Genomic DNA, 11,716 nt, shown 5'->3' on the forward strand with positions numbered 1-11,716 from the left:
CGCCGAGATCGAAGCTAGCGCACCAAACCCTGAAACCACCCCGGCGTTTCTGCGCTGGCGTCGATCTCGGCGACACACGGCGGAATAGACGGCCGACCCGGCGAGGTTGACCGGGCATGACGCCCGTCGGCGGCGAAGCGAAGCGATAATGAGGAGTGGCGCGTATGACCCAGGAGATCCCGGACGCCGAAACGATCAAAACGTTCAACAAGACCATCACCGACGAATTCCGGGCCAACGACGGCAAGGTCGGCGGTCAATTCGAAGGTGCCGACCTGCTGCTGCTGAGCACGACAGGAGTTAAATCCGGACAGCCGCGACTGTCGCCGTTGGCTTATTTCCGTGTCGACGGCAAGCTGCTCATCATCGGGTCTTTTGCGGGCGCCGACGTCAACCCGGCGTGGGTGCATAATCTGCGCGCAAACCCGTCGGCTCACGTCGAGATTGGCGACGAATCCTCGGACGTCACCGCCCGTGAATTGCCGCCTGCGGAACGGGACGAGCTTTTCCCCAAGATCACCGCGGTGGCACCGGGTTTCGCCGAGTATCAGGCGAAAACGACCCGGGTCATCCCGGTTTTCGAGCTGCAGCCGGTCGGTTAGCCAGCCAGATATCCAAGCCGGCGATCCGATCGACTGGCGTAGCCGATCACGGACCGATCACGTCGTCGGCCTCGCGAATTCGCTACTGCGGGACCGACAGCGACCACAGCTTATGAAGCGTGCTGCGTAACGGATGTCCGGACCGCAGGATGTTGACCACTTCAATCGGGAAGAGGTCCTGATTGCCGCCGCACTTGGGCCAGGCCTCAGGTCCCTGGGTGGCCAGCACCCGGTTGGCCACCGCGATCTGCTGATCGCGGGAGGCATTCGCCGGGTTACCGACGCCGCCATTCTCGTCCCAAGTGGACTGCTTGAATTGCAGACCACCGTAGAACCCGTTGCCGGTGTCGGCCCGCCAGTTGCCGCCCGATTCGCACTGCGCCACGGCGTCCCAGTCCATGCTTTCCGCGTAGGCCACCCCGGTAGTGGGATCGATGAACAGCGATATACCTAGGACGACCAACGCGGATATCACCAGCGACTTGCACACCGATTGCATGCTCAGTGTTCCGCGTAAATAACTCATTTAACACGTGTAACAAACCAGCGTGAAAACTGTCAACGGCTGGGACTTTAGTAATTTAGTGAGATCTCTGGTGTGACAGCATTTTTAGTTGCCAGAGTTAACAGAAGTAAGGTTTGTGCAATTTGGGACGATTGTTACTTATGCCATCTAAAGTTACTATAGTTATCTAGTCGTGATTCAGTTATCTAGAGTGGCTAAAGGTGCTATCGTTGTCAGAGTTGCCACTGTTACACCTGGGACTAGAGTGCCATCCAGCTGGGCCTTTACATGACCTCGCCGAGAAACTCCTGTACCAGCCGTTTTGGGGCCTGTGTCAGCCACGCCTCGATGATCAGCTCACGCAGACCCAGCTCGTCGATCTCGACCAGTTTGACAAGCACTGCGGGATAGCCGTCGAAGTGCGGAGTAGTGAAATACACATCCGGTTCGTCGGCGATCAACGCGAACTTGATGCCTTCGTCGGCCACCCGTACGCCGAGGATATCGCCCTCAGGGGGTTCAATCCCCAAGGCGGCCAACGCTTCCCGATCGGACTTACGCAGCGGCCGCTCCCAGGCGATCAGCTTCTTGCCGACCCGCCATTCGTGCGGTGACCTCTCCTCAGTGAGCTGCAGCTCGCCGACGATGCTGGCGACGTTGTCCCACGTGGCCATGACTCATTGTGCTCCCATATTGCGTGGCCAGCGCCGATCGCAGCGCAGCGTTGTTCAGCCGTCGCGGCAGCCCGGGGCTGGCTAGTGTTTACAGCTGTGGCCGATCTCGTGCTTCCCGACGAGCCGCTCGCGCCGGGTCAGCACCCGCCGGGCCCGGGGGCCCGCTACCGGATCACCCACCGCACCGAATACCGCTACTCCGACGTGGTGACCAGTTCCTACGGGCGGGGCTTCCTGACCCCCCGTGACCTGGCCCGGCAGCGCTGCCTGTTCCACGAGCTGCGGATCTCACCGCCCCCCGCCGACAGCTCAACAAGCCGTGACACCTACGGCAATGTCAGCTCGTATTTCCACGTCACCGAGCCGCACCAGAGCCTGACCATCACCAGCGAGTCGATCGTCGAGGTGTATCCGTCGCCGCCCGAGCGTTGGGCGAGCGGACCGGCGCAGGCCCCGTGGGAGCAGGCCCGTCCGATGGGAATGCGGGGCGCGTTGGCCACCGAGTTCGCGCTGGACCTGGATCCGCCCGAGATCACCGATGCGGTACGCGAGTACGCCGCCGCCAGCTTTGCGCCCGGACGACCGCTGATCGAGGTGCTGCGCGATCTCACATCACGGATCCACGCCGACTTCGCCTACCGGACCGGGTCGACGACGATTTCCACCGGAGTCAATGAGGTTCTGATGGCCCGAGAAGGGGTATGTCAAGACTTCGCTCGGCTGGCGATCGCCTGCCTGCGAGCCAACGGGTTGGCGGCCGGCTACGTTTCCGGATACCTGGCCACCGATCCACCACCGGGAAAGGATCGAATGATCGGTGTCGACGCAACTCATGCCTGGGCCACGGTGTGGACCCCGCAACCGCCCGGGCGGTTCGAGTGGCTCGGGATAGACCCCACCAATGACCAGCTTGTCGACGAGCGCTATATCGTCGTCGGGCGGGGCCGTGACTACGCCGACGTCCCGCCGCTGCGCGGGATCATCTACACCAACTCCGAGAACAGCGTGATCGACGTGGCCGTCGACGTCGTGCCGTACGAAGGTGACGAGCTGTATGCGTGATTTCCACTGTCCTAACTGCGGCCAGCGTCTGACGTTCGAGAACTCGGCGTGTCTGTCGTGCGGCAGTGCCCTGGGCTTCTCCCTCGAGGAGATGGCCCTGCTGGTGATCGCCAGGGGCGACGACAGCGAGCACGCCGGCGCGGTCGATGCCAGCGAGTATGAGCTGTGCGCCAATCTGCATCTCGCCGAGTGCAACTGGCTTGTCCGCGTCGACGAGCCCGGCGGGCTCTGTGCGTCGTGCGCGCTGACCATCGAACGGCCCAACGACAACGACACCGCCGGTCTGGCGGATTTCGCCCGCGCCGAGGCCGCAAAGCGCAGGCTGGTCGCCGAGCTGCATGAGCTGAAATTGCCGATCGTCGGACACGAGCAGGACCCGGACTACGGATTGGCCTTCCGGTTGCTGTCCAGTGCCCACGAGAAGGTGCTGACCGGACACGAAAATGGGGTCATCACAATCGATTTGGCCGAGGGTGACGACGTACACCGCGAGCAGCTGCGCGTCGAGATGGACGAGCCGTATCGCACCCTGTTGGGGCACTTCCGCCACGAGGTTGGGCACTACTACTTCTATCGGCTGATCACCCCGTCGAGCGAGTATGCGGAGCGGTTCAACGAGCTGTTCGGCGACCCGGACGCCGACTACCAGGAGGCGCTGGACCGGCACTACAGCGAGGGCACGCCCGAGGGTTGGGAAGAAAGGTACGTGTCGTCGTACGCGACCATGCATGCCGCCGAGGATTGGGCCGAGACGTTCGCCCACTACCTGCACATCCGCGACACCCTCGACACGTCGGCCTGGTGCGGTCTGGCGCCGGCGTCAGCGACATTCGACCGGCCGGCGCTGGGCCCCAGCGCTTTTCAGACCACCATCGACATGTGGCTGCCGTTGTCGTGGTCGCTGAACATGGTGAACCGGTCGATGGGCCACGACGACCTGTACCCGTTCGTGCTGCCGGTCGCGGTGCTGGAGAAGATGAAGTTCATTCACACGGTGATCGACGAAGTGACGTCGGCTTCAAGCAGGCCCGCGGCGGTCAACGAATAGCTGCGGCGGTACCGGTCACGGCATCACCCGACGCTCGTCGGGCCCCCACAACGGCTGCATTCCGCCGGGCAGTGCGAGCTGTGTCGCTGTGATGACGTCGGCCAGTTCGCGCAACGCGGTATGCACGGCGGTCAGCAGGTCGGCCAACTCGGCGCGGCGCCCGTCGACGGAGACCTGTTCCAACTCGGCCGGATCGGACCGGCGCAGCAGCGTGCTGATCTCGGCGACCATCCGCTCCGGCCGCGACGAGCCCGACGATCCGGGCAGGTCCCCGAGGTCGGCCCGCAGTCGCTCTAGCTGATACACCAACGACCGCGGGTTGGTCGCGTCGAAGAGCATCAGTTCGGCCAGGGCGGCGACGCTGACCTTGCCCACCGTACGGCGGCGGTAAATGACCGACGATTCGCACGCGACCAGGGTCGACTCGATGATCGTTTGCTCGGCGGCGGCGGCGCGCACGGTCGTCAGAGTGGCGCCCAGCAACGCGGTCAGACTCAGGCCGCGTTCGATACGTTTGCCGATGTCCATCATGGTCCAGCCGATGTCCTGCACCATCGACTCGCTGGCCACCCCGGCCAAGGTCAGCATCCCGAGCAACGTCTGCGACTGGGCCGAGGCGAGCGCGGCGTCGGCCTCGACGAGCGAGTCGGGTGGTTCGGAACCGTGCGCCAGCGTGCGCTCGACTCCGGCCAGCACCACCCAAGTGTCATTGGACAACTGGTCACGAACCGCCCTGGCGGCAAGCGCGAGCCGGTCAACCGACTGCACCAGAGAGCCCGGCCGGCTGCGATCCATGGTGAGCGACCACAGCGTCGATGGCGCGATGGCGATGGTCTCGGCGTGGTCATCCGACCCGGTTCCGGTACCGGTGATCCAGTCCAGCGCGGCCATCAGCACCGGCACGCATTCGCTTTCCGCGGTGTGCTGGCGGTGCCGGTATTCGTAATACCGCTGACGGGCCACGATCAGCAATCGGGCCATGTTCTCGGCGCGTTCGCCGTAGCGCCCCATCCAGAACAGGTCGGACAACACGCGTGGCGAGCTGACTGCCAGGGTGCCCGCACCGGTCTTCACCGGTGCCTCGGGCACCGGCAGGGTTATCCTCTCAGCACGCGCACGCTCGGTGGGACGGACCCAGACATCTTTCCCTACAACGGTTTTCAGCGTGTATGCGGCGGGACCTGCGGCCAGCACGTAACCGAGGCCGCCGATCATCGGCGCGTAGCCGCCGGGTTGAGCCACCGTGAACAATCGCATCCCCACTCCGGCCGAAGAGAATTCGCCGACGTAATTGGTTGGTGCCGAAGAGAATTGCGGTAGCTCCTGGCCGACCCACTGCCAGGGTGTGGCCGTGATGCGGGCTGCGAGTTCGGCTAGCTGCGCAGAGGAAAGTGTTTGCCCGACAAGCGTTCGCCCGCCGACGGTGGGCTTGATCAACAGCGACGACAGGCACGCCAGCAGGTGCGAGCGTTCGCTGTCGATGCCGCCCCAGTAGCATGGCGCGGTGGCCAGTAGCGGTGTTTCACCGAGCAACTGCTCGGCCAACTCGGGCAGGAACCGTAGCAGCCCAGCGCTTTCCAGGATGCCGCTACCGAGAGTATTGACTACGGTCACCGTTCCACGGTGTTGGGCCTCCACCAAACCGACGACGCCCAACCTCGAATCGGCACGCAGATCCAGTGGGTCGGCGTACGCCGCGTCGACGCGGCGGAACACGACGTCGACGCGTTTGAGCGTGCCCAGTGAGCGCATCCACACCTTGCCGTCGCGCACCACCAGATCCGCGCTCTCCACCAACGGAAAGCCCAACAGCGTCGCGAGATACGCTTGATCGAACGCGGTTTCGGAGTAGATGCCCGGGCTGAGCACAACCACCACCGGGTCTTGGACACCGTCGGGTGCCGCGTCGATCAGGGCCAACCGCAGCGCCTGCGCGAACGGTGTCGTCGGGTGGGGCGCGACTTTTTCGTAGAGGTCAGGCATCGCGTGTGCGACCACCCGTCGGTCCGCCAGCGCGTAACCGGCGCCCGAAGGTGCCTGAGTCCAGTCGGCGTTGACCTGGAAACTGCCGCCGGGCAGTCGGCTGACATCGCAGGCGTGCATGAACAGTTGATGGTGCCCGGGTACCTCGATGCCGGCGGCGGCGCGCACGTAACCGGGGTGGGCGAAAAGCAATTCGGGCGGCAGCAGGCCATCCTTGAGCGAACGGCGGGGCCCGTACAGATCGGCGAGCACGGCGTCGAGCACCCGCGACCGCTGGACCAGCCCGGCCTCGAGTACCTCCCAATCCGCCGCGGAGACCAATAGCGGCAGTGAGTCCAGGCGCCAGGGCCGGGGCTCACTGCCGTGGCCGTCGACGGTCAGCCCCTTGCCGGGTTCGATTCCGGTGTAGGTGATGTCATCGTTGTCGACAAGTTGGTGCACTGCCGAGCGCAGCCGATTCAGCCCGGCCCTTCCGCGCTCTCCGACGGCGTCGGCAAGCTCGGTCCAGGCGGGCCGCACATTTCCGGCTTCATCGACGAATTCGTCGTAGCCGATTACCGGGCCTGCTGCGCCGGGCGTGCGTAGATCGAACAGGGCTTCCTGCGCCCGCGCCGTGCGATATGCGGCCAGTAGCCGGTCGACGTCGGAGCGGTAGCGAAAAGTCGCCGACGGCTCGCTGGAGTGTAATGCCATTTCAGCCGATGCCATTACCGCAGCACAGTACGCACGCGCGGCAGGTCGAGGATGCCCGGCGCGCCGATGTCTGTGGAAATTCGGGCCTGCTTTTCCCGGATGTCGGACAGGTCGAGTTTGCCCGGGGTGAAGCCGGTGGCCTCGAAGCGGCGAGCGCGGCGCGACTCGGCCACGACGGCGTTGATGGGTGGCTCGTCGTAGGCAAGGCCGCCGGGATGCGCGACATGGTAGGTGCAGCCGCCTCGCGATGTCCCGGTGGCCAGGTCGACGAGCTCGAACTGCAACGGGCCGTCGACCGTGATGCTCGGGTGCAGCGCGCTGGGTGGCTGCCAGGCCCGGAACCGCACACCACCCACGCGGACGTCGGGGTTGTTGGTGGCCAGCAACGGCACCGGGTAGCCGTTGCACGTCACCACGTAGCGGTCGCGGTCGGCGCCGAGGATGCGGACCTGGATGCGCTCGACCGACGAGTCGACGTAGCGGGCTGTGCCGGTGGCGGTGGCCTCCTCGCCGAGCGTGTTCCACGGCTCGATCGCCCCGCGCAGCTCGATCTCCACGCCCTCGAAGACGGCGGTGCCGATGCGCGGGAAGCGGAATTCGGTAAACGGGTCCAGCCAGCTGGTCTCGAAGGCGATGCCGTGCGCGCGCAGGTCGGCGGCCACGTCGGCGATGTCTTGGATCAGGAAGTGCGGCAACAGGTATCGCCCGTGCAAGTTCGAGCCGTGGCGGACCAGTGGGGCGCGCAGCGGTTCATCCCAGAACCACGCCACCAGGGAGCGCACCAGCAGGGACTGCACCATCGCCATGCGCAGATGCGGCGGCATCTCGAACCCGCGCAGCTCCACCAAGCCCAGCCTGCCGCGCGGGCTGTCCGGGTTGTAGAGCTTGTCGATGCAGAACTCGGCGCGGTGGGTGTTGCCGGTGATGTCGGTGAGCAAGTGCCGCAGCGCGCGGTCGGTTACCCATGGTTGTGGCGCGCCGCCCTTGGAAGACGAAGCCAGCCGGGCGATTTCAGCAAACGCGATCTCGAGTTCGTAGAGCGCCTCGTCGCGGCCCTCGTCCACCCGCGGTGCCTGCGACGTGGTGCCGACGAACCGACCGGCGAACAGGTAGGACAGCGACGGGTGCCGCTGCCAGTAGGTCAGCAGCGAGACCAGCAAGTCGGGACGGCGCAGCAGCGGTGAGTCCGCGGGCGTGACACCGCCGAGCGTGATGTGATTACCGCCCCCGGTGCCGCCGTGGGTGCCGTCGACGTCGAACGACTCCGTGCACAGGCGGGCCAGCCGGGCCTGTTCGTACAGGGTCTCCAGCTGCTGGCTTTGCTCAGCGAAACTGGCGGTGGGCGCGATGTTGACTTCGATGACGCCGGGGTCGGGGGTGATCGTCGTCGACTTCAGCCGCGGGTCCGGCGGCGGTTCGTAGCCTTCGATCACGACCCGGCAGCCGACCTTCGTCGCTGCGGCCTCGACCCGGGCAATGAGGTCGACGAAGTGTTCGAGCGCCTCGGTGGGCGGCATGAAGATGTAGAGCAGCCCGCCGCGAACCTCGGCGACCATCGCGGTGATCGGCGTGGTCGCTGACTCATCCAGGTCCTCCAGCAGCGTCTCGCCGTCAGGCAGGCTCAGTGTGTCGCCGACGGCGGTCGGGTCGGCGACGAAGGACATCCGTGGCGGCTTCCAGCTGATCGAATCCAGCGGCAGCCGCAGACCCGCCGGCGAATCCCCATCCAGCAGCACGATGCGGCCGCGGCGCAGCCGCCAGTCGGCGCTGGCCCAGCCGAGGTCGTTGTCGCGGCGGTGCAGCGGCAGCACGAACGCCGCCGCAGACGTGGTGGCTTCGTCGAGGCGCGCCAGCAGCGCGGCGCGGCCCGCGGCGGTGTCGTCAGCGAGGTCGTCGTCGGATGCCACCGGATCGCCTTCGGGCTGGCGGACTTTGGCCGTCAGCCGCGATAGCGGGTCCTCGTAGGCCGGCCGCACCTGTGAGAGCGGCAGTCCCAGGCCGTCGGCCATGCCGGCGAGCAGCTTGTAGGCCGCCTCGCTATCTGCGGGCGGCCTGTTCGAGTCGGTACCCCAGGGGTCGGCCAGCAGCGCGTCGTCGGTCCATAGCGGCTGCCCGTCGGCGCGCCAGTACAGCGCAATCTGCCAGCGCGGCAACGGCTCTCCCGGATACCACCTGCCCTGGCCGCGCTGGATCAGCCCCCGCGGGGCCCAAGCCGTCTTGAGCCGCGCGGCCAGATCGGATGCCCGCCGGCGCTTGTGCGGGCCGTCGGCGGCCGTGGTCCACTCCTCGTCGACCTGGTTGTCCACCGATACGAACGTGGGCTCGCCGCCGACGGTGAGCCGGACATCACCGGCGGCCAGCCGCTCGTCGACGCGCCGGCCGACCTCACAGATCGCCTGCCAGGCCGCGTCGGTGTAGGGCAGCGTGACGCGTGGGTCCTCGTGGATGCGGGTAACGGTGTTGGAGAACTCCAGCACCGATTCGCAGGGCTCGGTGCCGCCGCTGATCGGAGCCGCGGTCGCTGGGTGCGGCGTGGCCGCCAGCGGGATATGGCCCTCGCCGGCGAACAGCCCCGACGTCGGGTCCAGCCCGATCCAGCCCGCACCGGGGATGTACACCTCGGCCCATGCGTGCAGGTCGGTGAAGTCGGCGGCCGGCCCCGACGGCCCGTCGAGCGCCTCGACGTCGGATGCCAGCTGTACCAGGTAGCCGGACACGAACCGGGCGGCCAGCCCGAACTGACGCAGGATCGACACCAGCAGCCACGCGGAGTCCCGGCACGAGCCGATGCCGGTGCGCAGCGTGGAATCCGGCGTCTGCACGCCGGGTTCCATCCGCACGGTGTAGCCGACATCGGCGCTGATCGCCTGGTTGAGCGCGACCAGAAAGTCGATGGTGCGGGTGCCGTCCGGGACGGAGAAGTTACGCACCCACTCGGTCACCAGTTCACCGGGCCCGGACCCGTCGCCGTCTTCGTCGACCGGCCGCATGTACGGTTCCAGGTCGTCGGCGAGCGCCTTGGGATACCTCAGGCCACCGCCAGGCGCTAGAGGCCACGTCTCGGCCCAGTCCTCGATGAAGAAGTCGAACGGGTTGATCACCTTGAGGTCGGCGATGAGCCCGACGGTGATGGTCAGCCGGCGCATGGGATTCGGAAACACCAGCCGGGCAAGGAAATTGCCCAGCGCGTCCTGTTGCCAGTTGATGAAGTGGTCGGCCGGCTCGATCCGCAGCGAGTAGGCCTCGATGGGCGTGCGTGAGTGGGGCGCCGGGCGCAGCCGCACGATGTGCGGATGCACCCGGACCAGCCGGTCAAAGGTATAGCTGGTGCGATGCTCCAGCGCAACTTTGATGGTCATAATCGCTGATCCCATCACAACAGCCAGAAAGCCGCAGCGCAGCCCGATTCAAACTCGGCCGAGTCGCGTAACCGGGTTTTACACGTTCGCGCACACGCCGGTGGCCGGGCATCCGTTCATCGACATCTGGCAAGCCGTCGAACCGGCCCGGCTGCTCAGGGGGTCAGCGGCGCGACCGGGCCGCCGGAGAGCCGACGGTAGGTATAGACCTGGATCAGCAGCGCCAGCGGGCCGCCCACGAGGATCCCGACGCCGCAGGCGAGGAGGCCGAGCAGCACGCAAAGGCCTTGCACCAAGAAAGACAGCAGCGTGTCGCCGACATGCGAACGCACTGTGGCGAAGCTGGCCTTCAGGGCGCCGATCGGCGAAAGGCCGCGATCGGTAGCGAAGGCGATCGTGAACAGCGCGAAGAAGGTGAAGACGAGGATCGCCACGAACGACAACAACGCGAAGATGAAGTTGGGCGGCAGCGACAGCAAATCCAAGGCCGCGGTGATCACGCTGAGCAGTGCGCCGGCGAGAACGACATTGCCGAAGTTGCGCGGCTTGAAGAACGAGCCGATGCGCACCGGCCTGCCGTCGGCGAGGTCAAGCGCCCCGGACAAGAACGCGGCCTGCACGAAAATGCCGAATACGAACGACACGATCGACAGCACGAGCGTGCCGCCGGTGCCCAAACCCGCCGTAAACGATGCGCCGTAACCGTTTTCGATGTCGGCGGTATTGGCGTTGGCGCCGCCCATCAACACGAACACCAGCCCGTGCACGGCCAACCCGATCGCGCCGTAGATCAACATCGCAATTATCAGCGGCAGCGCGTTCTTAGCGAACTTGTTCCACGCCCAGGTGAACGCGTCGCCGATGTTGAACCCCTGCCCGGGCGGTGGCGGGTAGCCGGGAGGAGGCGGATAGCCGGCCGGGGCAGGGTAGCCGAGCTGCGGAGGTCCGTAGCCCGGAGGCGGTGGGGGCGTGCCATATCCCGGTGGGGGCGGGCCGTATCCCGGAGGCGGTCCATAGCCTGGCGGCGGTCCCGGAGGCGGGCCGTATCCCGGTGGCGGTCCGGGAGGTGGTCCTGGAGGCGGGCCATAGCCGGGTGGCGGGTAGTCGCCGGGATTGGGGTTACCGCCCCAAGGATCACTCGGGCCGTCGGGGTGTTCTGGGGGTCGGCTCATAGCCGCTCCTGCCTCGTGGTGGAGTTGTGGAGGCTGATGCCTCGCGCCCCCGCGAACCTTAGCAAGTATTCGACGGCTCCGTCGGGACCCGAACATTGCCGTGTCATGTCGAGGCGACGTGGTATGCCTGAAACCGTGTCCGACGGTCTGTTCGACGTCCCTGACGCGACCAGCGTGACCGAACGCGCGCAGGGCGGTTCGGCCGCTGCGCCGTTGGCCGTGCGGATGCGTCCGGCCAGCCTCGACGAGGTGGTCGGGCAGGACCACCTGTTGCAACCAGGCTCGCCGTTGCGGCGTTTGGTCGAGGGCTCGGGCGTGGCGTCGGTGATCCTCTACGGCCCACCCGGCAGCGGCAAGACCACGCTGGCCGCCCTGATCTCGCAAGCCACCGGCCGACGGTTCGAGGCGCTGTCGGCATTGTCGGCCGGGGTCAAGGAAGTCCGTGCGGTAATCGACGTGGCCCGTCGCGCCGCCGCCCACGGCGAACAGACCGTGCTGTTCATCGACGAAGTCCATCGGTTCTCCAAAACCCAGCAGGACGCGCTGCTGTCCGCAGTGGAAAACCGGGTGGTGCTGCTGGTGGCGGCCACCACCGAGAACCCGTCGTTCTCGGTCGTC

General features: G+C 66.4%; 9 protein-coding genes. 4 read left to right on the forward strand and 5 right to left on the reverse strand.

The annotated features are described in order from the left end of the window. The first annotated feature begins 164 nt into the window (after positions 1-164). Positions 165-602: a nitroreductase family deazaflavin-dependent oxidoreductase gene (locus VEI45_RS19750; RefSeq protein WP_324856217.1), complete on the forward strand. Its 438-nt coding sequence runs from the start codon at positions 165-167 to the stop codon at positions 600-602. 82 nt (positions 603-684) lie between these two features. Here VEI45_RS19750 and VEI45_RS19755 read toward each other — a convergent pair whose 3' ends face one another. Together VEI45_RS19755 and VEI45_RS19760 are read right to left on the reverse strand one after the other, a co-directional pair. Continuing rightward, complete coding sequence (locus VEI45_RS19755) at positions 685-1,101, reverse strand: transglycosylase family protein (protein ID WP_414687539.1); 417 nt, start codon at positions 1,099-1,101, stop codon at positions 685-687. Between the two features lie 290 nt (positions 1,102-1,391). Next, the gene (locus VEI45_RS19760; protein WP_324856219.1) at positions 1,392-1,781 is read right to left on the reverse strand and encodes an MmcQ/YjbR family DNA-binding protein; all 390 of its coding nucleotides are present in this window, start codon (positions 1,779-1,781) and stop codon (positions 1,392-1,394) included. Between the two features lie 108 nt (positions 1,782-1,889). Here VEI45_RS19760 and VEI45_RS19765 point away from each other — a divergent pair, with 108 nt between their 5' ends. Both VEI45_RS19765 and VEI45_RS19770 read left to right on the forward strand, forming a co-directional pair. Next, positions 1,890-2,843 carry a transglutaminase family protein gene (locus VEI45_RS19765; RefSeq protein WP_324856224.1) on the forward strand — a complete coding sequence of 318 codons (954 nt, stop codon included), beginning with the start codon at positions 1,890-1,892 and terminating at the stop codon, positions 2,841-2,843. Beyond that, positions 2,836-3,891, forward strand: coding sequence for a putative zinc-binding metallopeptidase (locus tag VEI45_RS19770; protein ID WP_324856220.1), 1,056 nt, complete (start codon positions 2,836-2,838; stop codon positions 3,889-3,891). Before VEI45_RS19765 ends, VEI45_RS19770 begins: the two co-directional genes overlap by 8 nt. Positions 3,892-3,906: 15 nt before the next feature. Here the strand turns inward: VEI45_RS19770 and VEI45_RS19775 are convergent, their stop codons facing one another. The 3 genes from VEI45_RS19775 to VEI45_RS19785 all read right to left on the reverse strand — a co-directional run bounded on the left by VEI45_RS19775 (position 3,907) and on the right by VEI45_RS19785 (position 11,098). Continuing rightward, a complete protein-coding gene (locus VEI45_RS19775) occupies positions 3,907-6,567 on the reverse strand; it encodes a circularly permuted type 2 ATP-grasp protein (protein WP_324856225.1) in 2,661 nt (886 codons plus the stop codon). Between the two features lie 14 nt (positions 6,568-6,581). Continuing rightward, positions 6,582-9,926, reverse strand: coding sequence for a transglutaminase family protein (locus VEI45_RS19780; RefSeq protein ID WP_324856221.1), 3,345 nt, complete (start codon positions 9,924-9,926; stop codon positions 6,582-6,584). A gap of 155 nt (positions 9,927-10,081) precedes the next feature. Then, positions 10,082-11,098 carry a hypothetical protein gene (locus VEI45_RS19785; RefSeq protein WP_324856222.1) on the reverse strand — a complete coding sequence of 339 codons (1,017 nt, stop codon included), beginning with the start codon at positions 11,096-11,098 and terminating at the stop codon, positions 10,082-10,084. A gap of 123 nt (positions 11,099-11,221) precedes the next feature. On the opposite strand from VEI45_RS19785, the gene VEI45_RS19790 reads away from it, so the two are divergent. Beyond that, the coding region (locus VEI45_RS19790; RefSeq protein WP_324856223.1) for an AAA family ATPase at positions 11,222-11,716 on the forward strand (495 nt) is incomplete at its 3' end.

It is taken from the genome of Mycobacterium sp. (assembly GCF_035623875.1).
Classification (GTDB): domain Bacteria; phylum Actinomycetota; class Actinomycetes; order Mycobacteriales; family Mycobacteriaceae; genus Mycobacterium.

What these genes read in the sequence shown, in the direction of transcription:
- VEI45_RS19760 (WP_324856219.1), bottom strand. Translation starts at nt 1,781, where the DNA reads ATGGCCACGTGGGACAACGTCGCCAGCATCGTCGGCGAGCTGCAGCTC.
- VEI45_RS19785 (WP_324856222.1), bottom strand. Translation starts at nt 11,098, where the DNA reads ATGAGCCGACCCCCAGAACACCCCGACGGCCCGAGTGATCCTTGGGGC.
- VEI45_RS19770 (WP_324856220.1), top strand. Translation starts at nt 2,836, where the DNA reads ATGCGTGATTTCCACTGTCCTAACTGCGGCCAGCGTCTGACGTTCGAG.
- VEI45_RS19750 (WP_324856217.1), top strand. Translation starts at nt 165, where the DNA reads ATGACCCAGGAGATCCCGGACGCCGAAACGATCAAAACGTTCAACAAG.
- VEI45_RS19775 (WP_324856225.1), bottom strand. Translation starts at nt 6,567, where the DNA reads ATGGCATTACACTCCAGCGAGCCGTCGGCGACTTTTCGCTACCGCTCC.
- VEI45_RS19755 (WP_414687539.1), bottom strand. Translation starts at nt 1,101, where the DNA reads ATGCAATCGGTGTGCAAGTCGCTGGTGATATCCGCGTTGGTCGTCCTA.
- VEI45_RS19780 (WP_324856221.1), bottom strand. Translation starts at nt 9,926, where the DNA reads ATGACCATCAAAGTTGCGCTGGAGCATCGCACCAGCTATACCTTTGAC.